This is a genomic window from Candidatus Borrarchaeum sp., assembly GCF_019058535.1.
GTDB lineage: Archaea > Asgardarchaeota > Sifarchaeia > Borrarchaeales > Borrarchaeaceae > Borrarchaeum > Borrarchaeum weybense.
The window spans coordinates 1-22,204 of record NZ_JAHPYX010000212.1 but is presented as its reverse complement, the minus strand read 5'-3'; the positions used below and the strand labels follow the sequence as shown (position 1 = coordinate 22,204).

Sequence of the window (22,204 nt, the reverse complement as noted above, 5' to 3'; positions counted from 1 at the left end):
TTCAAGCAGTTATATCGTGGCGATATATTGAAATATATAATAATTGTCGGAGATGGCATGGGGGATTATCCAATCGAGGAATTAGGACATAAAACACCTTTAGAAGTTGCAAAAACTCCTAACCTAGATAAACTAGCCTCTATGGGGAAATGTGGTAAATTAGTGACAATACCTGAGGGAGCCGATCCAGAAAGCGCCCTTGCAAATATGTCCATACTGGGGTACGACATAAGCAATTTTCAAGGAAGAGGTGTTCTAGAAGCTGCAGCAATGGGAATCAACGTTGATGAAAGAGATATTGCTTTTAGGTGTAATACCATCTGTGTTGAAAATGACACAATTAAAAACCATTCTGGAGGACATATCTCAAGCGAAGAAAGCCACGAGTTAATCGAAGCAGTCGCCAAAGAACTTGGCAATGAGGAAATTAGATTTTTTCCAGGAGTTAGTTACAGGCACATCCTCATCTTAAAACACAAATACAGCCCTGATTTAATATGTACACCTCCTCATGATGTCCCTGGAACACCTTTCAAGGATGTACTTGTAAAAGCTAAGGATATCAGCGGCGAAAAAACTGCAGAACTTCTCAATACCCTTATCATCCAATCAAGATCTGTATTGGAGAATCATCCCGTAAATATCAGGAGGGTAAACGCTGGCAAAAATGCAGCAAATATGATCTGGCCGTGGGCACCTGGGAGAAAGCCCGTTATGAAAACGTTTCAAGAAAAATTTGGTATTAAAGGAGCTGTGATTTCTGCTGTTGATTTAATCCGTGGATTAGGCATTTATGCGGGGTTTAATGTAATAGATGTAGACGGCGCGACTGGCTTATATGATACTAATTACGAAGGAAAAGCAGAGGAATGTCTAAAAGCCTTGGAAACCTATGACCTGGTTTACGTTCATATTGAGGCACCCGACGAAGCATCTCATCAAGGAGACTTGAATTTAAAAATCAAATGCATAGAAGACTTTGATAAAAGGGTTGTTGGAAGAATTTTAAAGAAATTAAAGGATAACATTAAATTAACTGTTCTAACTGATCATTATAACCCAATAAGTGTAAGAACTCATACCTGTGAGCCAGTTCCTTTCTTAATTTATGATAAAAATGAAGAACCTGACGATATCAAAACTTTTACTGAAGACTCCTGTAGCAGAGGTAGTTTTGGGCAGTTGACTGGTGAGGAGTTTATTAAAGTTTTTCTCAATGACCAGATAAAATGAATAATAAGCACAGTTAAGACCTTAACGGTTTAACTTGACCACTTTTTGAGATTTCTAACATTTCAAAAGAATCCTTCTAAGAGTACTTCAAAAGATTTTTTTAGAATGGTTGTTCATTCATTATTCAGATAAATATAATGCCCTGCTAATTCGGAAAGGTGACGAATATGAGTCAAGCTATGCTCCAACAAGCATCAAACTATGCAAAGAAAGCACTTAAACTAGATCAGGCACGAAGATATAAGGAAGCAATTACTAACTATCTAAATGCAGCTACCGTTCTTCAGAAGCTTATTGGTCTTGAGCAAAGCAAAGATATGAGGAACCTCTATTATAGAAAAGCAAGAGAATACTTAGCACGCGCAACTGAGTTAAAAGAAATTGCTAAGAAACCAGTCAGTGTAGACAGTGAGGCTGATAAATCAGAGGACGAAATTGAGGCTGCAATCGAAGAGACGATCGTTGGAGAAAAACCTAATGTTGCATGGGATGATGTAGCGGGTTTAGTAGCGGCTAAATCTGCGTTACGAGAAGCTATTATTCTGCCTATGGTCCGTCCAGATCTATTTAAGGGAGCTAGAAAACCGTGGAAGGGTATTATGCTTTTTGGTCCTCCAGGATGTGGAAAGACATTAATTGCTAAGGCTGTAGCTACTGAATGTGATGCAACCTTTTTCAATGTTTCAGCAGCAGCGATAATAAGCAAGTGGCTTGGAGAGAGTGAAAAACTAGTGAGGGAGTTGTTTGAAGCAGCAAAAGAGAAAATGCCTTCGCTGGTATTCATTGATGAGGTTGACTCTATTGCCACAGAACGGGCTGCTGGCGAACACGATGCACTTCGGAGAGTCAAAACACAACTCATGCAGGCTATGGATGGTGTTACTAGCAAGGCAGAAGATAGGATTGTTGTTTTAGGTGCAACTAACATTCCGTGGGAAATAGATGCTGCCTTTCGAAGACGTTTTGAAAAGAGGATTTATGTTCCCCTACCTGATTTGGAAGCACGCCAAGCAATATTTAAAATACATACTAAAGGTGTAGAACACGCACCAGAGGTCAACTTTGAAGAGTTAGCTATGCTTTCGGAAGGCTATTCTGGTGCAGATATTGCTCTTATATGCCGAGAGGCAATAATGATGCCAGTCCGTGAATTAGATGCTGCTGGTGCTTTAACAGATACAAGTGTTCAAGTTCGACATGTAGCAAAAGGAGACTTCACCTTAGCTATGGAAAAAATTAGACCAAGCGTTTCTTCTGGTGAACTACTAAGATTTGATGAATGGTTTGCAGAATTCGGGGCAGATTAGGCGCTTCTGGTGATAGAGTTGTCAGTGAAAAAGAAAGAAAAAAAGAAAACGGCAAAGGACAAGGAATCAACTCCGAAAGAAGAAATACATGAAGAAACAGGAGTTAAGACAAAGACAAAAGTAAAAAAGACCAAAGAAAAAGTGACTGTTAAAAAACCAAAAGAAACAATAACTGCTGTAGTGGATAAAGAGATTGAAATACTTGAAAAAGAGATTGAAAACGCAGAAATTGAGCTAGAAAAAGCTAAAACTCACGACGCTGAGGCACAGGCAAAAGAGTATTTTCAAAAGAAATATGAATGGATTTCGCATCCATGGATGTTTTCATGTCCTCCTCACTCAAAAAAAGACCATTATGAATCGTGGAAGGAAGACTGGGGAAACCTTCTTTTGGACTGGGCTAAGTATTTCACGAAGCATATCGTGGGCATCTTAGAGCTCACGGATCAGTACCCCTTTTACAACGACGAAATCAAAAGAGGACTCTCAGAAGAAGACATAAGATCCATCATGGAATTCTTAATCGCGCGTGATCTCGCTAGGTGGATAAGCAAAGAGGAAACACGACTCAGAATATATTGGAAGAGTCTGGAAGCTTGGTCCGATATCATTTACGAGTGGATACTAGAAGCCTGGGCCCAAGATTCCTGGGTAATAACCCTAATTGATCTTGTGAGAGCGAAGCAGTCATTCAGTACCATCCCACCTAAGGAACTCAATGAGATTATGAGAATTATGGTTAAGAAGGGATATGCAACAAAGGTCGATGAAAAAGCCATTGAAATCAGTTTCTGAAAGAAGCAATCTGTTATATCAAGAGTTTCCCGCAAATTGAAAGAAAAAGGCTTTTGATTTCATAAATCTACAAATAATAAAATCTTTCAAATATTCTATTAATTGCTTGTTTGGTGGTTTTTTGTATTTTAATTCCAAATTCCAGACTTTCGGTATTGCGTTTCTGATAGTCTGTACGATCATTTGCCCTTTCCAAACTCAACAGTTACAGGCATTAAGTCAACCTGATCTGGAATTTGATACAGGTGTAGCATTTAAGCATCTTAAAAAATATGATCAGTTGGCGCCTCTTCTTCCGGGAAGTGAAAACAGCCAAGATTTTCTAGCATATGCAAAAAAAACACTGGAAAATTCGTTATGGAATGTAGAAATTCAAAGTTGGGCACATAGCGGTCCAAGCATCACACTCAATAATTTAATCGCCAAAAAATCTAACCAAAATGATAATTCCAAGGGAATCATAGTTCTAGGAGCACATTATGATGCCAGAGCGTGGGCTGATAAGGATCCCGATAGAACTAAACGCAAAGATCCAGTTCCAGGAATAAATGACGGCGGGTCAGGGGTTGTGGTTTTGTTAGAACTGGCAAGAACCGTATCTATCCCGGAAGGATATGAAGTTTGGATAGTTCTATTCGACGCAGAAGACCAAGGAGGCATTTCTGGTTGGAAAGGTGGACAGAGTGGGTGGATTATTGGAAGCACTTATTTTGTCAAAAGTCTCTCTGATTCAGATAAAAATCGAATGAAATTAGCGGTGATTTTAGATATCGTGGGAGATTATAATTTGAATTTGCACAAAGAAAGCTCTTCTGATTCCCAGCAAACAAATAAGATTTGGGATTTGGCAAATGAACTCGGTTACGGCGAGAATTTTTTAGACCAGACAGGATCGTCGATAATAGATGACCATCGCCCCTTCATCAACGCTGGAATTCCAGCCGTGGATATAATCCAACAAAGGAGTAAGGATGGATACGATTTCTTCAAATGGCATCATACAACAAATGATACTATAGAAAATGTAGACCGAGAAAGTCTAAGTAAAGTTGGGCGAACCATGGAGTACTATTTAGAAAAACTTGAACTGGATCCTATGTCATCTAATTTAATTCTGTCAATTCTGATAGTAAGTGGTGTAATAGTTCTTTTTGGAACTCTAGTCTTTGTTTTTAGAAAAAAATTGTTTAAGAAAAGGTATAATTGAATTGTAAAAGACTCTATGTTCTTTTAATTTAATTTTTTATGGTGGAGTTTCACAGACAAATTGTTCATAAGGTTTGAGGAATTTTGCGATCTCTACGCTAATAAGTGCGGTGGAACTGAGGAGAATGATGAGTACCCAGTCCATCAGGGATAAAGGCACTGTGTGAAAGACTGGTTGGAGAAATGGAACGTACACAACTACTATTTGTAGAGCAATGGAAGAGACTACTGCAATAACAAGCCATTTGTTCGTGAGTGGTCCAATCTTAAAAAGAGAATATTTTTCAGAGCGAGCTGCAAAGGCACTCCATAGTTCGAACGCCACTACAAGACTGAATATCATAGTTCTTGCGTATTCGACTGAAGCACCTGTATTAATCATCCACCAATATAGAGGCAAAGTAGTAGCTACCATCAGTGTCGCCATCCCCACAACAAACAGACGTATCCTCGTATCAAACACACTTTCATTGGGATCTCTTGGCGGACGGTCAAGTATATCAGGTTCGTTAGGATCGACGCCTAAGGCTACAGCGGGAAAACCATCTGTTACAAGGTTTATCCATAAGATTTGAATCGCCAATAATGGAATTGGAAGTGCCAAGAAACTTGCGGCTATGAAAAGTAGAAGGATTTCGCCAACATTGCCTCGTAAAAGATATGAAAGATATTTTTTTATATTATCGAAAATTCCCCTTCCTTCTTCCACTGCAGCTACAATTGTAGCAAAGTTGTCATCAGTGAGAATCATATCACTAGCTTCTTTAGCTACATCTGTGCCCGTAATTCCCATGGCTATGCCAATATCTGCCCTTTTCAGAGCAGGAGCATCGTTAATTCCGTCACCCGTCATGGCAGTGATATGACCCTTCTCCCTCCATGCATTAACAATTTTGTTCTTGTTTTCAGGTGACACGCGCGCATAAACGGATACCTTATCGACGATTTCATTAAACTCTGTTTCATCCATCTGTTCAAGTTCTTTTCCTGTAAGAACTAAGTCCCCTTTTTCAAGAATTCCGATTTCTTTTGCTATTGTTGTCGCGGTGAGTTTTTGGTCTCCAGTAATCATTACAGTGCGAATACATGCAGATTTCGTTCTCTCCACAGCTCTAATGACTTCTTCTCGTGGAGGATCTATCATCCCTTGCAAGCCAACGAACACTAAGTCCTTTAAAACAGTCTCCTCAGTAAGTTCCATTTTGGTATCTTGAATTTCGCGATAAGCCATTCCTAAAACGCGAAGGGCTTGAGCACCCATATCTAAATTAACGTTACTAATTTCTTCCCTTTTTTCATTGGTTAAGGGAATAATTTTGTCGTCCTCAAGAATGTTCTTGCATAGATACAATATGGTCTCAGGTGCTCCCTTTACACCAACAAATAGGGTTTCATGATTTGTTGCATGAACTGTTGCCATGAATTTGGTTTCTGATGTGAAAGGGATCTCCCATATCCTCGGATTTTCTTCTTTTAGTTCTTCATGGGTAATACCAGCCTTTGCTGCTGCAACAATTAAAGAACCTTCAGTTGGATCTCCAAATAACTCTAAGTCATCAGTTGAGGGATTTTTCTCTTTCATTGAAGCATTGATCTGTAAATGGGCATCATTACACAAAGTTCCAACTTGAAGGAGGAGTTTTAAATCGGAATTTTTTAGCGGATCAATATTTGTTCCTTTTAAGAAAAATTCGCCTTTTGGGGAGTAGCCAGAACCAGTAACATCTATAATTTTTGAATTAGTATACAACTTAGAAACAGTCATTTCATTTTTGGTAAGTGTACCAGTTTTATCAGTACAAATAACGGACGTACTGCCTAGGGTCTCCACCACTGGTAATCTCCTTACAATTGAGTTCCTTTTCGCCATTCTCTGTACACCAACAGTTAGTGCTATGACCACAACTGCTGGAAGAGCTTCAGGAACTCCAGCTACAGCTATACTAACACTCCAAAGAAACAGTTCTACTAGAAAAAGTTGCGTAATGGCAGGTGCACGAATTAATCCCGTCAATGCAACGATCGCGGCTGCTATAATACAGCCAATACCAAGCCATTTGCCTACAACATCTAATCGTTTTTGTAGTGGTGTTTGTTCGTCTTCTGCTGTTTGAATTAATTGAGCTATTTTGCCTAGTTCTGTAGTCATTCCTGTAGCAATGACCAATCCTTTTCCTCGTCCGTATGCAACAGTAGTGCCAGAATACGCCATATTTTTACGATCTGCAAGCAAAACATCCGTTTCAAGAGGTTGAACAATTTTATGAACAGGAACAGATTCTCCAGTAAGTGATGCTTCTTCTATTGTGAGATTAATAGCTTCTATTAAGCGTACATCAGCAGGAACTTTATTACCAGTTTCAAGAAGAACAATATCACCATGAACTAATTCTCTTGAAGGGATTCGCATCGCGATGCCATTTCGGAAAACCAATGCTTCTGGTGCTGCAATCTGTTTCAATGCTTCAATTGCTTTCTCAGCACGGTATTCTTGTACAAACCCTAAAACTGCGTTGGCAAAAACAATCACAAAAATCGCTATAGATTCAAAAATCTCTCCTCCAAAGAAAATTGAAGAAACAAATGAAATAACTACAGCTGCGACTAAGATCAAAACAAGAAATGATTTGAATTGAGCAAAAAAAAGTTTAATGAGACTTGTTTTTTCAGCTTCTTGAATCTCATTCAGTCCATATTTTTCGAGACGTACCTTTGCCTCATTATTGCTAATACCATCATCTTTTGATCCTAAAGTGTTATATGTTTCTTCAACGGTCATCAAGTGAAATTTCTTCTCAGTTAACATATCGCTCACTTTTTTCACCGCAAATTTAGCAGTAGTCTCGATTATACAGCAGAAACGAAGCCTTTATCAGTGTTCAGATAGTTTTCATTTTTTATTACTATAGTTAAAGGCATTTAGGTTGGTTAGATTAGTGCATTTTGAAGGGGACCTATTAAGGGAATATCGTACTCCATATTATTTAAAACATCAATAAGGGGCATAGTAGCCTGTCAGACTAAAAAAAGGTAAAATTAATTATGATGAACTGCCGCCTAAACCAGGAAAATAATATCTTGTACCCCTTGCGTAACTTGAATCAATTCGAGCAATTCCGCCGTCCTTAAAAGCTTTAAGAACTCTTTCAGATCTTTCTTTAGACCATCCTTTTTCCATCATGACCTCTTCGAGAGTTGTCCAACCATTGATACTAGCCAGTTCAAGTACTTCGTTCTGATCGCTGCTCAAGCCCACTGGAATGAATTCAACGATTTTTACATCTGAAGATTTAAGTTCAAATATATTTACGAGATCTGCCTTTTCCAGACGCTTTAACGCTTTATTTATATCATCAGGGCTTATAGTAACTCCTGGAGTTTCTTTATTTACCAACAAAACTATCTCTGCAAGGCTTATAATGCCTCCAGAAGTCTCTTTGTGTTTTTGAAGAATATCAAGGGCCTCTAGCCCAAGTTTATCATAGTATTTATCTTTACCAAACAATCTAGGTTTACCTTTTTCTTCATAAACACCTATTTCTAAAGGCAATCCTAATTCTTCACGCATACGTACAACTTTCTCTCTGTATGAAGGTATAGTTTTCAGTTCCTTGGCATATTTTTTCTCAAACTTTTTTAGTTCGCCTCGGAGTTCTTTTAAAGACGTAAGCATCTTACCCAAATCTGCAAAAAAGAGTTCCGTGCCTTTCTTCCTAAAATCTCGCTCGAGTTTCAACTTTTTCTCGATATCATGTAATCCCATGCTCGGACACCTCATACAACAAAGATTATTCTCTTAAGCGTCTCCGAAAATCATTTAACCAACGGACAGCATTATATTCCAAATTTTTGGCCATTTCTTCATCTATTATTTTATCAGGAGACTCTTTCTTAAGATTATCACGCCATCGCTCGATTTCTACATATGCCCAATAGTCCTTACCGAATCCTGGGAAATTCTCAAGTAGCAGGAGTATGTCATCAAGATTAGGAACAATAAGGTCAATCCTAGCAACACTTCGGAGTTTTGCAAGATCAATCAGTTCAATCATATCGGCTACTACATCTGCTGTCTTAGCAGCTATGTTGGAAACAGAGACGAAAGAAGGACCTATTGTGTCGATGGAACCTTTACCAGTGGCCGGCATAGAAGGTATATCGCCCTCAGCAACACGTAAACGTTCTGCTCCATAAGGGAATTTTTCAATAATCTGCTCCTTTTTTATGAATGTGTCCAGACTGAAATTCAGTGTGTCCAATTTTATACGTGCTTTAAATGCGTCTCTCATCAGAGATCTCAGTTGGCGTTTATAGAGGGTGGGATCTAAATCTCCCTCAATGAGACTTTTGGTGAGTGTATCTAACGTTGCAATTGTTGCAAATAGTTCGGCTTCAAGTTCTACCTGATCTTTTTCGCGTGCCATGCAGAATCCTCCATTAGATTTCGCTCATGTCATATTCTATTTTTTTGATTCCTCTATTTTCTTGTTAAGGAGATAGAGCTCTTTGGAATACCGCTTATAGAGTTTGCTATATTCAACTGCCGCAATTTCTCCTTCTCTGAACTTCTCCTCCAAATTTTCAATAAGATCAACAACTGCAATCTTTTCGCTCTCTAAGTCCATCTGCAGAGTTTCGGTAGTTGCTGAGGTATGAATTACTTCTTCTTTACGAACTTCTCCAGTTTCAGGAAGGTTATGAACGGTCATTCTTGCTTTTAATCGTACAAGTTCATCATCTTTGTTCATTATAACTCCCTGAAGTCGTTCGACCTCACTTTCTAGGACATCTGACTGTCGTTTGAATTTTTCTGTTTCTTCTACAAGTTTAGTAGAAGGCGGGGGTGGTTTTACGCCTACCGGAACAAGGGGAGCTCTAGCAAATAAACCTTTGAATGAATTGACCACGTGATAAATATGAAAATCACCACGCCAACCGTGTTCCAGTATCTTCATATGCAATTTTCCTTGCGCATCTACGTTGGGATGCTTCACATTCCTTATCCAGACGTCTGGAGGTTTTCTCGGAAACTCATAAGGGATATAAATATCAATTTCAAATTTTGAGCCAATATACGATCCACGGCCAGGCAGAAAACCTCTCCAATGTCTTAGGTTACCATTAACTGGGTTAAACTCTTTTGCACGTTGATACATCAACTGTGTTTCGCGAGCGAGTATAAAATCAGCGTTAATCACTAAGTTAACCTCCTAACGAAATTTCAGAAGTTTTACGATGATTAATAAGGTTTCATATTATTAATTCACCCAATACTACATTAATGTTATCTTTCCAACAATCTGTTTCATGGAATAAATTGGCGTTTGTCAATTTTGCAGTTTTTTAACCATAGAATAATGCTTTGATGCATATTAAATCCCCCTAACAAAATCTAAAGGAGAAATAATTTTATTTATCATAGTGTCAATACTTACTAAAGCAAATTTGTTTTCAGAATAAATCACGTTAATGTAACTTCACGAAAAAACAGGGTGTCAATCTTGTCAAAAAAGAAAAAAGACGATGAAATTAATGAACAACTTAATTCAATCAATGATTCTTTGGAAGAAATAAAATTTAATCTTGTACAGCTCTTAGGCAATGCCCCTAAGCAAGAAATAAAAGCAAAATTAGATATCGAGCCTATTAAAGAGTTAATTAACACTCTGGGTGCTGAAATGGCACATGAAAATACGCTTATTGAAATCCTTGAAAAAATTGAAAGTGTTAATGTACCAACTCAAGCAGAATCAAGCGGTATTTCTTCAGAAGTCATTAATGAGATTAAAACGGCTTTAGAGTCTTTTGCTAATCGAACAGATGTCCAATCACCTGATATCAGCCCATTATCAGAAAAAATGGAGGGATTTGCGCGACAAGAGACTGTAGAAGCTATACATCTTGAACTCATGAAATTTCCAGGAAATGAAATCATCAAAGAAATTCGTGAAGGCATAAAAAAAGCAACAGGTTTTGATGAAATAGAAACGATAACAACAACCATTTCTAATAAAATTGATGATAATCTCTCTAAAATAAATGAGACTATGCAAAATGTTGAGTCTCGTCTCAATCGACTGGATGAGTTTGCTGAATTCGCTGCAACCCTCCCAGAAACCTTTGGAAACCTTCAGAGCGACGTAAGGGAACTACTTGAAACTGATAAACAAGATCTTTATGAAAGAGATGAAAAAGCAAGAATCGAAATTGAAAGAGCGACGGATCTTCTTCAAACGGGCGTTAGTCTGATGGATATGCAACCAACAGTCGAAGAAATAAGAAAATTTGTAGAAAGTTCTTTAGGCGAAAAAGAAGCTTTAACTAAATCTAGAGAAGAACTCTTATCGCTTTTGAAAGGTCTTTATGAAGAAATTGCAAAAATGAGAGAAGATATTCACGAGCTTCGTGCCGTTGAGTCTACTTTAGGCAGTGTAAAGAAGTTTTTTGATGCCTTTGTCGCCGAGACAGATGCCTATAAAGATTGGGAAGACAAAGAAGAAAGCCAATAATAGCTTATTTCCATATTCTCTGATAGGAAAAGCTATTTTTTCCATTTAGAAGAGAAAAGTCAGATGTGTTATGACATATCAAATTGCTAAATGTTTTCTAAAACATCATATTCAACAGATGTGTAGCTTGAGTCCTCTACCTGATAAAATCGAAAAATTGGGCGTTGTGGATCTATAACTAATGCTACTGCATTGGGAAATAATGCTTGGTATCTCCGTTGAGTGTCAATATCTGTGCTAGACATAAAACACCCCATTTTCGGGTGAGAGTGATACCAACCTACGATTTTTTCGTCTCTTTCAGCATACTTAGTTGCTGTTTCGACTAAGAACTCATCATGTAAAGTCACATGAACATGTGTGGCGCTCTGTTGACCAGTTTCTAATCCATTAATGAGAAGTTCTTCGTCTTTCATTTTTCCTACAAGTATTCCACCTGATTCAGTTGAAACTTCAGAAGTTCGCCTTATTGCCTTACAGAGCGTGCTATCAGAGATCTTTATGATCATCTTTAATCCCTATTGACATTTGCAGTTTTTTACTCATTAAAGGTTACTACAATTCATTGAAAACAATCTCTAGTTATTTGGTCAATAAAAAACAGGAAATATTACACTAAATGTTTCCACCCTCAGTACGTGTAATGAGGTACACTTTATCGTACGCTCCTACACCTGCTTCAGCAAGAACTTCATTATCCTGCAATTGCCTGCCTCTGAAAACCAGCAGTACAGTAGATGCAGGAATTTTCTTTTCTTTTGATACAATGCTTTTTACATCGTTTACAGTTGACGTTTCGGGCACATCTACGTCTACCACTCCACCACCGATAGCGCTTACTACTCGAACAATCATATTTTTGCGATACCTCCATTCAACCAAAATGTATTTCATGAGAAATATGAGCCACATCCTTATTTTTTCTTTCGTTCATCTATGACTCCATATACAGAACAGATCTTTTTGATAATTCACGACGACAAAAGGGACAAGCGTTTCTTATTTTCAGCCATTCAAATAAATGCTTTTTATGAGCTTTAGTTCCACAATAAGGGCATTTAACAATCTCTGCGTTATCTGAACGCTTTATAGGTAATTTACAGACCATGCAAAATTCTTCTTCGGTCCAATCGTAAGACCCTACAAATTTTGTTTCTAAGATTAAATAATTACCGTCAAAAACACTCGTTGAATGGTCGATATTGTTTGAGATCGTGTCAAATGTTGTTGTAATGTAAAGACCATCACCTTGAAAATCTTCTTCGTCATCTTCAGGCTTCTCGGTTATTATTAGTTCAATGTAATGAGACTCTACCATTTTCTATCTCTCTTTCATTAGATATTAAGCAGAAAATAACATTTCAGCATAACTTATAATGCAGGAATTCTTAATAATTAATGAGTAATTACAATCATTAATCTTGCTACTTTTTAATGGGTCTCTCAGAGAATAAAGACAATGAGGAGATTAAGAAAATCATGACATCTAATAAACTGAAATTAACACTTGAGACAATAAATACACCAAAGGGTAAAATTCCTACAGCCTCTGGAATTCATAATGTTCTTGAGGCATTAATAGAATATTTCAAAGTAGAAACTGCCGACTCGATTCAGACTTTACGTGATACAATATTACAACAAATGGGAGTTCTAATTAAACAAGAAGTTGAAAACCTAACAAAAGAGGTTCTTGAAACCATCCAAAAGGATTTAATGTCTTTTAGAGAATTATTTACAGAACAGTCTACCTCTATTGAATTGCTGGAGAGATCCCTCAATGAGATAAAAACGCAATTGAGTAATACCTATTCTGCAAACACCGATTCGTTTTCAGGTCTTCTTGAAAAAATGAAAGAATTGGAAGATTCAGTTGAAATACTTGATCTGAAATTCAAAAATTTTGCATCTAAACTAGCTGAAACGCTAAGGACAATTACAGGAATTCAACGTGATTAAGTATTTGTATACAAGAGACTGTATCTTTTAAGATGAAAGGAATTAGAAAAAAGTAGTCGAACAAAAAAAGAGTTGGAGGCTGCTTTTTAGTTGTTTTATGTTGCCAATGTATCTGTTATTAGTAGCCTTGTAATTGTTAAATTACAGTGCTGATTTAAGCCTCCGTAACACGCTTGTTCACCGTGGGTGTAAAATCCTACCACAGGCGTGCCCTTCATTATTTTCTTAATCTCTTCATATTCTCCATCAAGTTTGTTTACTTTCGATAGATAGATTTTCCGGCCTACACAGTTAAAGTCGAACATCATAACAGGCTTAAATTTCGAGTACTTGCTAAACAGGTCTTTAGCTGCAGCTTTTGATCTATCAGTTAAGGTATCAGGTGTACCTTCCAAAACTTCAAGGCCTGTCCCTTCGGGTACATAAGCCCAAAATGTTAAGCCTAGATCGTCCTCTACACTGTGGACGTCTCGTGTCCATATACGTCCTTGTGGGTCTTTGATTCCTGTTGGATAACCTGTTCCTCCGATCCCAGATGAACCACCAAAAGTTACAAATGGATAATATTGCTTTAAAGTATCTACCGATACCTCACTTCCTTTTAAGGATGATATTTGTTCTGCATACCACTCGGCTGCAGGTCTATTATCGATAGTGTAGACTTTATGCCATAGTGTAGTCTTTCGTTCCTCTGGTGGATTCGCTTTAGTCACTAATCCAACTTTGCCTGTTGATTTCCAACCATGTCCAGAATCAACAACTGTAACCATATCTGAAGACATTAATCCTAGAACAACGGCATCTGTATATGCTTTACCATTTGCAAATACATATGGTGGGTTTTCCGTTAACGCGTTGCCAGCTGTGCCTCCGACGACCGGTATGTTACCAACTTCTTGTTGAAGTCCTCGGATAACTCCTTCTTCGCCTCCTGTCGAGCCGTGCATAATAATATAATTTGCACCTTCTTTCATGGCTCCTCCTTTTGCTATTAAAGACTCCAAAGCCATATTAATAGCGGTTTTTCCGGCACCTTCATCATCTTGACACACACCTGAACTTACTCCAACTCCAAATTTTATACGAGGACTACTTATTGCTGCAACCACGATACTATCCTCGAATATTCCAGCAGAAGTAATTTCTCCAGAAGTTGTACAACCAAGCCAAGGACCTGGAATGGCTGCACTTACACCTGCAGCGACATCTTTTGGATTATGTTCATACGCAGAATAGACAAGCGCTACACTAAAATTTTCAGAGCCTACACGGTTTAATGCTTCAGCTGCGGCATCTTTAGCCAAGTCAAAAGCGGACATATCTTCTGTAGTTCTTCGATAAGCGAATCCTGCTTGTACATTCGCTCCAGCTATAGCTCCTTCAGCGGCCTCAGGAGTTTCCTTAATTTCTCTCGATCTGAAGAATTTCCTTATTCTTTCAAACATTCCCATCACTTACACTTCCCTTTTTTCCTTATTTTTTATTTTCTATAATAATAGAATAGTGTTAGAACAAAGCCAAAGTCAATCGGGTTTATTTTAGTTAACCTTTGGCTCTTATTTTACACCTCCTTCGCAGTGTTACTCTATATTAATTATCAGAAAACCAACCTATATTTATTTTGGTATATTTGTAAAATTCTCAAAAAATCATATGAATAGAAGAAGTTGCTTTAAGAAAAATCAAAATATATCCACCAGTTTATACAAAAGCCACAGCACATCAATATTTATTGAAGAGATAGAGGACTAAGGATGAAGAGCGTAAAATTTTAATCGTATAAGCCGCATAAATCATTTCTTATTTTCATAGGAAAGGAGATATAACTCAGATAATATCGTTTAAGTCACTTAGAGTGCAAAGGAGTTTATATCGAGTTATTTAGAAGAGGAAAAAAAGGGAATTGTAAAGACTTATTTAGAAACACTGGGAGCGAATTTATCATGTAGTCAAGGTATCAGTTATCAATAAGCGCGTGGTGGTCAAATTGCAATGAAAATTGAGACCCGCATAACATGCCTGCTCTCCCATGGAATAAAAACCAACTAGTGGCTTCTCTTTTGTGTATTTTCGTATTTTGCTGTACTCTTCTTCGAGCTTATTGACCTTGCCTAAGTACATTTTTCTTCCACAACAGTTATAATCGAACATAATGACCGGGTTAAATTTCTTGTATTTATTGAATAACTCTTTTACACTGGCTTCTGATCTGTCAATTAGGGTTTCGGGTGTACCTGTTAACACCTCAATGCCTGTCCCTTCTGGAATGTAACTCCAGAAGTCAATAGAGCCATCGGCGTTTATGCCATGAATATCTCTTGCCCATATTCGTCCTTGAGGATCTTTCACGCCGCATGGGTTACCTGTTCCTCCGAGCCCAGATGCGCCTCCAAATGTAACGAAAGGATAATACTGTTTTAGCGTTTCTACAGTGATTTCACTACCCTTTAGTTCACTTATTTTTTCAGCATACCACTCAGCCGCTGGACGATTGTCAATTGTGTAAACTATATGGGTTCCTGTTGTTCTCCGTATTTCTGGCGGATCAGTCTTGGTCACCAATCCTATTTTACCGGTAGGTTTCCATCCGTGACCGCTATCAATTGCAGTAACCACTTTTGAAGATACAAGTCCCACGACAGCTGCATTCGTATACGCTTTACCATTCGCGAACACATATGCAGGGTTTTCTGTTAATGCATTTCCAGCGGTACCACCTACCACTGGAATATTTCCGACTACCTCTTGAAGTCCCCTGATAACTCCTTCTTCTCCACCAACGGAGCCATGTACAAGCACAAAATTCTCTCCTTCTTTCATTGTTTTGCCCTTATTCTTTAAGGATTCCAAGGCCATTTCGATAGCTATCCGACCGGCTGCTTCGTCATCTTCACTAATTGATTGGCCAACGCCTACACCAACCTTTATGTGTGGAGAACTGATCACAGCAACCACAATACTATCTTCAAACAATCCTGCTGAAGTGATTTCTCCTACAGTAGTGCATCCAATCCAAGGACCTGGAATGGCTGCACTTACACCTGCAGCTACCTCTTTAGGAGGAAATTCGTACGCAGAGTAAACCATAGCTATACTAAAATCTTCCTGACCGACTTTTTTCAATGCTTCAGCTGCGGCATCTTTAGCCAAGTCAAAAGCGGACATACCTTCTGTAGTTCTTCGATAAGCGAAGCCAGTTCTTACATTTTTTCCGAATACAACTCCTTCCGCAGGGATTTCAATAACTTGCCTTTTTCTCAACTTTTCCCTTAATCTATCAAACATTCCCATTTTCTACACTCTCATATTTCGTTCATCATTTTCTTTTGATTTCATAAAATATCTAAACATAAGAACGGTGTTTTAATAAATCCAGTTTAATTTAAGCAATTTAAAACGTTTATATAACACCTTCTTTGTAGCATACTGATTAGTGAAATACACATTCATATTTATTTTGGTAGAATTCGTAATATTAAATTTCAAAAATTACAAAAAAAATGGGTTAGAATGAAATAATCCAGAATATTTCTAAAAAATATATGTAACCTTCGCAATATATCATTCATTTATGAAAAGATTGATTTAATAGGAAATTTGCTTATCGGTCATATACATTGAATTAACTGATTGTTTTATCATGTCTCCGCAAGAAGACCCCCTCAACGTGTTGGGGGGATGAATTGCGTGTGTTACTTGTTTCACTTTCACGATACCCCCTAATCTTTAAATACGGTTTTGCAGCGATTCTAAGTAGAATTGAGCTGAGGTAACACTCGCCAGTTCTCACATTCACATAAAGTTCAGGGCAGGGACTGCCCGTCGAGCCTGTTTGACATATCCCGTTGGGGAATGGATGATTCAGGAAGCCAGCCTACTTGTAGGGTGGTAGTTCACGTTGAGAATCTACATATTTTGTGCTAAAATATGCCATTAGAAACGAATATTGGATAATATTGTTATAATCCAGTAAAATTGGTAGCAACCATTGATGATTAGTAATACTAACAAAAGTGATATTGTTCGCCTATTTCCGAATGTATATAAATAATGCTAGAGCAAACATACAAACTATGACTCCTTCAAAACGGGCCAGTTTTGAAGTCTATTTCTCAGAAGATGGTCTAAGACAAGTTTCAAACCCTGTGCGCATGAAAATATTAGAAATGTTACAAGAGAATTACGGTGAAGGGCTTGAATTAAAAGATATTTACCTACTTTTTGAAAACAGTGGACAGAGAAAGTCTAAAAGCACACTCTGGGAGCATTTGAAGATACTTATTGACAAGAAACTTGTCATCGAAAGGGCACATCCCGATGATAAGAGAAGAAAATTGTTTATTTTAAACTCTAAATTTGTTGGAACGACTGAAATGCCTATGGCCGAAGTGAGCGAACAACTTTCGGTGATAATTCAGGAATCCATTGGAGATCCATTGACTTTTGCTAACGGACTTTTTTGTGCCGTTAGATTTGGTATAGAGGGTCTCACCAACTTTAACCTGTCACCTGTCCTCCGCGAAATCGGAAGGACAATAGGAAAAGAAATTGCTTCAACACTTCTAGGTGAAAATCTAGATGAAATTCTAAAAGATCTTTCAAAGTTCTGGGAAATGCATAAACTAGGACACGTAAAGGTTGTTTCAAAAGCCCCAATCACTTTAGTAGTCACTGAATGTTATGAGTGTAGCCGGTTTCCCAACGTTGGAAAATGCCTGTGCGCTCAAGACGAGGGCATTCTTGAAGCAGTTTTCGAAACAAAATTCAAGAAATCGTGTAAAGTTGAAGAGATCGAATGCTATGGAACAGGTCATTCTCATTGTAAATTTAATATTACTTTTCCTTTACTTTAGTGAATAATAGCTTTATGAGCTAAGAGGTGTTAAGAACATGGCAAGTGAAATCTTAGGAAAAGAAATTAAAGAAATAGTTCAGGGAGACGTTCAATGGGATAAGGAAACCCTAAAAGCGTATTCTACCAATCAAAGCATGTATAGAGTGAAACCCATGCTAGTAACGTTTCCTAAAGATGATGCAGATGTTATAAACATTATAAGAATCGCCAGAAAATATGCTTGTCCTGTGACTCCCCGGTCTGGAGGAACAAGTTTAGCGGGAGCTTCTCTGAATACTGGCATAATTATTGATTTTAAAAAATACATGAACCAAATTTTAGATTTTGTCGAAGAAGACGGACAGCATTATGTAATTTGTCAGCCTGGAGTTAATCACAAAGCATTACAAGAGTTCATTAAAGTAAAAGGTTATTTCTTGCCTCCTGATCCGTCGAGTGCCCCAATCTGCTGTATCGGAGGAAATGTTGCTACTAAATCAAGCGGTGCGCATTCAGTTCGGTATGGTACTTTTGATGACTATGTTGAAATATTGGAATTCATAACGATCGATGGAATTCTTGTCAACACATCTAATGAAGAAACAATTCCTGAAAATATACAATATAGATTGCTACGATTAAAAGAGAAAATTTCTGCTGATGACGAGACATTAAACTTTTACAAAAAACGCGAAGGAGTTAAGTCTTCGAGTGGATACAATTTACCTGCACTTATACGTTATAGTAAAATTGGAGATTTTCTTGCGCATATACTTGTCTCTTCCGTAGGAACTTTGGGCGTTTTCACAAAGATTAAGCTTAGGATCGAAGAAATTCCAGAAGGTGTAGCCACAAGTTTAATTTATTTCAGACAGCTTGACGAAGCAATGGATTCTGTTAAAGGTATCAAAGAGATCGGTGCTGTAGCTATAGAGTTATTGAATTACGAGAGTCTGAAGTTAGTCAGGAAAGAAAACCCGAAACTAGGTATACCTGAAGAGGAGGTTCATATGTTGCTCATTGAATTTCAGGGCCTAGAACGGTTTGATCAGATAGAAAAACTTGAAAGAATGATCGTTGAAAAAGGATACGATATTTACAACGAGGTTATGACTGAACTAGATGAAGAGAAACAACATAAACTATGGGCAGTACGTCACGCCATTTTACCGACCCTCATGAAATTTACTAAAGGAACTGACTTAAAAGCCCACGCACTTATTGAGGATATTGGCTTAAAAATTCAGTATCTTGCTCCATTTATAAGAGAAGCCACTAAAATCTTCCAAAAATACAATTTAATAGTTGGAATGTATGGACATGTTGGAACGGGTACAATTCATCTACGTCCTCTAATTAATTTGAAGGATCCAAAACACATTGAGATGATACCTCATCTAGTGGATGATGTGTATGACTTACTGTTTACATACGGAGGAACAATAACTAGCGAACATGGAATGGGAAGAAACAGGACAATGTACCTTGAAAAGGAATATGGAAGTACAATTTATAATTACATGAAAGACGTCAAGGTCATTTTTGACCCAAAGAATCTGCTAAATCCAAAAATGATGATTTGCGAGGACTGCAAGATCACCGACAACCTAAATATTATTTAAGTAGTTTCATCCTTACTTATGTTTGTTCTTGAACTAACACTTCTTCATTTTTGGCATTAGGAGGTTTTCTTATGATAGCACAAATTGTTTTGACACCCTGGGAAAGTAAAAGACTTATTGCAAAAGGAGTTGCCCAACTGGATTCCGTTAAAAATGCCCTTGAAAATGGCATTGTTGCCATTGCAAGAGGAACTACCGATGCTTACTGCTATGAGGAATTGCTTGGCAAGCCTATTGATAAAGAAAATTTTGTTGCAGGAGCCATTGCGCCTGACAGGCTTTGTTTAATTGATTTTTCTAAGATAAAATCAGAAGTAGCCTTTGTGAATGGTGAACTACAAGAAATAAAAACTAACGAAATTGTAAAAGAAATGAAAGCCGGCGATGTATTTATCAAAGGCGGAAATGCTGTGGATCTATTTGGGAATAGTGGGATTCTAATCGGGGCATCTCATGGAGGAACAATCGGTAATTCAATAGGACAAATCATCGCTAAAGGAGTTGAGTTAATCTGCCCCGTTGGACTTGAAAAGCTCATCATGACGCCAGTTGATGAAGTTGCATCTTTAGCAGGAATTACTAGAGTGAATTATTCAACAGGTATGCCCTGTGGCTTTTTTCCCGTCACAACAGGGACGACAATTACCGAAATTCAAGCATTAGAACTGTTGACCAACGAGGACATTGAAGCAATTCAACACATAGCTTCGGGTGGAGTAATTGGAGCAGAAGGGTCAATAGTTTTACAAATCTCTGGAGATGATGATGGGGTCAATGAACTTATTGAAATCATAAAGAATATTAAAGGTGAACCGCCCCTTAATGTCCCTGTACGAACTTGTCCTACATGCGATTGGCCTACGTGTCCTTGGAAAGGTACGGAACGTCCCTATTAGATAAAGATTTCTAAAACACAATAAATACACAATTTCTTTCTTTTCGTTTCTATTTTTAACAAAAAGAATTCATAAGAAGAAATCCGCTTTCATGAGAAAAAAAGAAAGATTAGCACTTTTAATTGTATGAGTAAAAAAGGATCACATCATACCCCTTTGTTCTGGTTCTGATCCTTTAATGCAGTAGTAGTCTTTAGTGAGGGACATATTTGAGAAGACTGGGCATGTGGGACAGATGCAGCCTTTCTCTGCAGTTATTTTTGGATTCTTGCCGATTGTTGCGAAGCAATAGCCAATAGGCTCGGCACCTTCAACAAATGTAGGGCAACTCTTGCAGATGCACATTGAAAGTACCATTTGCTTTCTTTTTTCCATTTCTTCTGGCGACATTTCCATAAGAGTTCACAACCTTTCGAGCTCTTGCTCAAACTGTAATCAACTATTATGATAAATGACTTAAAATCTATATGATTGTGACATAACTGCTCGTGCCCATTTAAAGGCTTATTCGGCGTTAAGACAGGGTACAGTACAACCCTTGCATTCAGTTGCATTTAACTGTGTAGGCGGTTCGCCTTTAATACTCTGTACTAGTTGTAATGCATTCTGTATTTTTTCATCGTCGCCTTCTGAGAAAAGAGTTATAGCACCTTCTGCGCCATTTACACCTCCAGCTCCGACGGGATAAACTGAAAGGTCGAATAGTTCTTTACAAGCTTCGACTTCTGTGATGACCTTGCCTCCAATTACTGGAAGTATTCCATAATGAAGACCTAATGGATAATCAAACTTCTTGATACCTAAATCTAAAGCTGCTAGTTCTGCGATAGGCAAAGGAATAAGTTTCTCTAAACCTACAGGCATGATCAAGTGTGCTCCTCTAGCGCTTACAGGACCTATAAACGCGCCTGTAGTACCTCCTATTGGATGCCCCAACATAATTGCCGGATACCACGTGTAATGCCCATTTTCGAAGGTTGAATAAAGGGCATTAGCCCCCTTAATTACTACATCCTCTGATTTCAATTCATCAAGTGCATCTGCATACTTCATCTCGACTTGTTTTCCTTGTTCAATCACAATTGGAGGTATACGTTCGTCTGTCTTAGTAAGACATGTGCCACGTGGTTTTATCATTCCTGCTGCAAAGTATTGGCGATCAATCTTCTTTTGTAATATTTCTTCGGCGACATATCCATTTGTACTTCCGCCTATAATGATTATTTTCCCGCTAGATAATGCATTTTTAACTTCTGGAAGAGCTGCAACGCCTTTTCCAATTAATCTTTTTGATTCTGAAGGTGTCAAAGTAAAAGTAAGTTTACTCATGCATTTTCATCTCCTATATTGTCGTTTCTTTAAAGAGAGTAAATCGTACGTTACCTTACGTGGTTTGGTAGATAAATAGTTACTCCTCCATAAAATTTAACTAATTTCTTTCACCAATACCTTTGCACAAATAAACAAAGATATACAAAATGTGTTTAATTATAATACGGAGATGCCCTATTAGCAGTTTTGAGCTTCGTGAACTACCACCCTAAAAGTAGGGTGGCTTCCTGGGTCATCCATTCCCCAGCGGGACATGTCAACCAGGCTCTACGGGCAGTTCCTGCCCTGATGATGATCGTGCTTTTACATAGTGAGTGGATCGCTGTAACACCATAATGGCGGAATTATGGTCTCTCGCTAACACCAATCCACAGTACGGACAGCGGTGGATTCGTGTTGCCAGGGTTTTCGGCACCAACTTCCCACACCGACTACACCGTTGTGTGGTGTGATAGGCACTCACATACTCTACCAGCGTACCAGCTTCCTCCGCTTTGTACTCGGTAAAACA

Annotated in this window: 21 protein-coding genes; 9 read left to right on the top strand and 12 right to left on the bottom strand. The window is 38.0% G+C overall.

Annotation, left to right across the window (positions count from 1 at the left end):
* The first annotated feature begins 27 nt into the window (after positions 1 to 27).
* From QVB70_RS12990 to QVB70_RS12975, 4 genes are all read left to right on the top strand, one after another.
* A complete protein-coding gene (locus QVB70_RS12990) occupies positions 28 to 1,233 on the top strand; it encodes a cofactor-independent phosphoglycerate mutase (RefSeq protein ID WP_287586975.1) in 1,206 nt (401 codons plus the stop codon).
* Between the two features lie 167 nt (positions 1,234 to 1,400).
* The gene (locus QVB70_RS12985; RefSeq protein ID WP_287586972.1) at positions 1,401 to 2,540 is read left to right on the top strand and encodes an AAA family ATPase; all 1,140 of its coding nucleotides are present in this window, start codon (positions 1,401 to 1,403) and stop codon (positions 2,538 to 2,540) included.
* A gap of 18 nt (positions 2,541 to 2,558) precedes the next feature.
* A complete protein-coding gene (locus QVB70_RS12980) occupies positions 2,559 to 3,335 on the top strand; it encodes a hypothetical protein (protein WP_287586970.1) in 777 nt (258 codons plus the stop codon).
* A 121-nt stretch (positions 3,336 to 3,456) separates the two neighbouring features.
* A complete protein-coding gene (locus QVB70_RS12975; RefSeq protein WP_287586968.1) occupies positions 3,457 to 4,542 on the top strand; it encodes a M28 family peptidase in 1,086 nt (361 codons plus the stop codon).
* A gap of 36 nt (positions 4,543 to 4,578) precedes the next feature.
* Here the strand turns inward: QVB70_RS12975 and QVB70_RS12970 are convergent, their stop codons facing one another.
* The 4 genes from QVB70_RS12970 to QVB70_RS12955 all read right to left on the bottom strand — a co-directional run bounded on the left by QVB70_RS12970 (position 4,579) and on the right by QVB70_RS12955 (position 9,739).
* Positions 4,579 to 7,347, bottom strand: a complete 2,769-nt coding sequence (locus tag QVB70_RS12970; RefSeq protein ID WP_287587032.1) for a calcium-translocating P-type ATPase, SERCA-type — start codon at positions 7,345 to 7,347, stop codon at positions 4,579 to 4,581.
* A gap of 234 nt (positions 7,348 to 7,581) precedes the next feature.
* On the bottom strand, positions 7,582 to 8,304 hold the full coding sequence (locus QVB70_RS12965) for an EAP30/Vps36 family vacuolar-sorting protein (RefSeq protein WP_287586966.1): 723 nt from the start codon (positions 8,302 to 8,304) through the stop codon (positions 7,582 to 7,584).
* Between the two features lie 25 nt (positions 8,305 to 8,329).
* On the bottom strand, positions 8,330 to 8,965 hold the full coding sequence (locus QVB70_RS12960; RefSeq protein WP_287586964.1) for a hypothetical protein: 636 nt from the start codon (positions 8,963 to 8,965) through the stop codon (positions 8,330 to 8,332).
* A gap of 36 nt (positions 8,966 to 9,001) precedes the next feature.
* Positions 9,002 to 9,739 (bottom strand): ubiquitin-conjugating enzyme E2, encoded by a 738-nt coding sequence (locus tag QVB70_RS12955; RefSeq protein ID WP_287586960.1) that lies wholly within the window; start codon positions 9,737 to 9,739, stop codon positions 9,002 to 9,004.
* A gap of 303 nt (positions 9,740 to 10,042) precedes the next feature.
* On the opposite strand from QVB70_RS12955, the gene QVB70_RS12950 reads away from it, so the two are divergent.
* The gene (locus tag QVB70_RS12950) at positions 10,043 to 11,050 is read left to right on the top strand and encodes a hypothetical protein (protein WP_287586957.1); all 1,008 of its coding nucleotides are present in this window, start codon (positions 10,043 to 10,045) and stop codon (positions 11,048 to 11,050) included.
* 86 nt (positions 11,051 to 11,136) lie between these two features.
* Here QVB70_RS12950 and QVB70_RS12945 read toward each other — a convergent pair whose 3' ends face one another.
* The 3 genes from QVB70_RS12945 to QVB70_RS12935 form a co-directional block, all read right to left on the bottom strand.
* Positions 11,137 to 11,559 (bottom strand): Mov34/MPN/PAD-1 family protein, encoded by a 423-nt coding sequence (locus QVB70_RS12945; RefSeq protein WP_287586953.1) that lies wholly within the window; start codon positions 11,557 to 11,559, stop codon positions 11,137 to 11,139.
* A gap of 106 nt (positions 11,560 to 11,665) precedes the next feature.
* The gene (locus QVB70_RS12940) at positions 11,666 to 11,905 is read right to left on the bottom strand and encodes a ubiquitin-like domain-containing protein (protein WP_287586949.1); all 240 of its coding nucleotides are present in this window, start codon (positions 11,903 to 11,905) and stop codon (positions 11,666 to 11,668) included.
* 79 nt (positions 11,906 to 11,984) lie between these two features.
* Positions 11,985 to 12,368, bottom strand: a complete 384-nt coding sequence (locus tag QVB70_RS12935; protein WP_287586946.1) for a hypothetical protein — start codon at positions 12,366 to 12,368, stop codon at positions 11,985 to 11,987.
* Positions 12,369 to 12,529: 161 nt separating this feature from the next.
* On the opposite strand from QVB70_RS12935, the gene QVB70_RS12930 reads away from it, so the two are divergent.
* Entirely contained in the window at positions 12,530 to 13,009 is a 480-nt protein-coding gene (locus QVB70_RS12930) for a hypothetical protein (protein WP_287586943.1), read from the top strand.
* A 95-nt stretch (positions 13,010 to 13,104) separates the two neighbouring features.
* Here the strand turns inward: QVB70_RS12930 and QVB70_RS12925 are convergent, their stop codons facing one another.
* Both QVB70_RS12925 and QVB70_RS12920 read right to left on the bottom strand, forming a co-directional pair.
* Entirely contained in the window at positions 13,105 to 14,454 is a 1,350-nt protein-coding gene (locus QVB70_RS12925) for an FIST signal transduction protein (protein WP_287586941.1), read from the bottom strand.
* A gap of 496 nt (positions 14,455 to 14,950) precedes the next feature.
* The gene (locus QVB70_RS12920) at positions 14,951 to 16,300 is read right to left on the bottom strand and encodes an FIST signal transduction protein (protein ID WP_287586937.1); all 1,350 of its coding nucleotides are present in this window, start codon (positions 16,298 to 16,300) and stop codon (positions 14,951 to 14,953) included.
* A 782-nt stretch (positions 16,301 to 17,082) separates the two neighbouring features.
* On the opposite strand from QVB70_RS12920, the gene QVB70_RS12915 reads away from it, so the two are divergent.
* The 3 genes from QVB70_RS12915 to QVB70_RS12905 all read left to right on the top strand — a co-directional run bounded on the left by QVB70_RS12915 (position 17,083) and on the right by QVB70_RS12905 (position 20,361).
* Complete coding sequence (locus tag QVB70_RS12915; RefSeq protein WP_287586934.1) at positions 17,083 to 17,862, top strand: V4R domain-containing protein; 780 nt, start codon at positions 17,083 to 17,085, stop codon at positions 17,860 to 17,862.
* A 37-nt stretch (positions 17,863 to 17,899) separates the two neighbouring features.
* Entirely contained in the window at positions 17,900 to 19,465 is a 1,566-nt protein-coding gene (locus QVB70_RS12910) for an FAD-binding oxidoreductase (protein WP_287586931.1), read from the top strand.
* A 71-nt stretch (positions 19,466 to 19,536) separates the two neighbouring features.
* Positions 19,537 to 20,361, top strand: a complete 825-nt coding sequence (locus QVB70_RS12905) for a hypothetical protein (RefSeq protein WP_287586929.1) — start codon at positions 19,537 to 19,539, stop codon at positions 20,359 to 20,361.
* Positions 20,362 to 20,502: 141 nt separating this feature from the next.
* Here QVB70_RS12905 and QVB70_RS12900 read toward each other — a convergent pair whose 3' ends face one another.
* The 3 genes from QVB70_RS12900 to QVB70_RS12890 all read right to left on the bottom strand — a co-directional run.
* Positions 20,503 to 20,757 carry a DUF2769 domain-containing protein gene (locus tag QVB70_RS12900; RefSeq protein WP_287586927.1) on the bottom strand — a complete coding sequence of 85 codons (255 nt, stop codon included), beginning with the start codon at positions 20,755 to 20,757 and terminating at the stop codon, positions 20,503 to 20,505.
* Between the two features lie 108 nt (positions 20,758 to 20,865).
* Positions 20,866 to 21,690: a hypothetical protein gene (locus QVB70_RS12895; RefSeq protein WP_287586925.1), complete on the bottom strand. Its 825-nt coding sequence runs from the start codon at positions 21,688 to 21,690 to the stop codon at positions 20,866 to 20,868.
* A 259-nt stretch (positions 21,691 to 21,949) separates the two neighbouring features.
* Positions 21,950 to 22,204: zinc ribbon domain-containing protein (locus tag QVB70_RS12890; protein ID WP_287586922.1), on the bottom strand; the 255-nt coding region annotated here is incomplete at its 5' end.

Bases quoted from the DNA above. Each gene is read 5' to 3' on its own strand.
- QVB70_RS12985 (WP_287586972.1), top strand. From the start codon at position 1,401: ATGAGTCAAGCTATGCTCCAACAAGCATCAAACTATGCAAAGAAAGCA.
- QVB70_RS12970 (WP_287587032.1), bottom strand. From the start codon at position 7,347: ATGTTAACTGAGAAGAAATTTCACTTGATGACCGTTGAAGAAACATAT.
- QVB70_RS12965 (WP_287586966.1), bottom strand. From the start codon at position 8,304: ATGGGATTACATGATATCGAGAAAAAGTTGAAACTCGAGCGAGATTTT.
- QVB70_RS12960 (WP_287586964.1), bottom strand. From the start codon at position 8,965: ATGGCACGCGAAAAAGATCAGGTAGAACTTGAAGCCGAACTATTTGCA.
- QVB70_RS12945 (WP_287586953.1), bottom strand. From the start codon at position 11,559: ATGATCATAAAGATCTCTGATAGCACGCTCTGTAAGGCAATAAGGCGA.
- QVB70_RS12940 (WP_287586949.1), bottom strand. From the start codon at position 11,905: ATGATTGTTCGAGTAGTAAGCGCTATCGGTGGTGGAGTGGTAGACGTA.
- QVB70_RS12935 (WP_287586946.1), bottom strand. From the start codon at position 12,368: ATGGTAGAGTCTCATTACATTGAACTAATAATAACCGAGAAGCCTGAA.
- QVB70_RS12930 (WP_287586943.1), top strand. From the start codon at position 12,530: ATGACATCTAATAAACTGAAATTAACACTTGAGACAATAAATACACCA.
- QVB70_RS12925 (WP_287586941.1), bottom strand. From the start codon at position 14,454: ATGTTTGAAAGAATAAGGAAATTCTTCAGATCGAGAGAAATTAAGGAA.
- QVB70_RS12920 (WP_287586937.1), bottom strand. From the start codon at position 16,300: ATGGGAATGTTTGATAGATTAAGGGAAAAGTTGAGAAAAAGGCAAGTT.
- QVB70_RS12915 (WP_287586934.1), top strand. From the start codon at position 17,083: ATGACTCCTTCAAAACGGGCCAGTTTTGAAGTCTATTTCTCAGAAGAT.
- QVB70_RS12910 (WP_287586931.1), top strand. From the start codon at position 17,900: ATGGCAAGTGAAATCTTAGGAAAAGAAATTAAAGAAATAGTTCAGGGA.
- QVB70_RS12905 (WP_287586929.1), top strand. From the start codon at position 19,537: ATGATAGCACAAATTGTTTTGACACCCTGGGAAAGTAAAAGACTTATT.
- QVB70_RS12900 (WP_287586927.1), bottom strand. From the start codon at position 20,757: ATGGAAATGTCGCCAGAAGAAATGGAAAAAAGAAAGCAAATGGTACTT.
- QVB70_RS12895 (WP_287586925.1), bottom strand. From the start codon at position 21,690: ATGAGTAAACTTACTTTTACTTTGACACCTTCAGAATCAAAAAGATTA.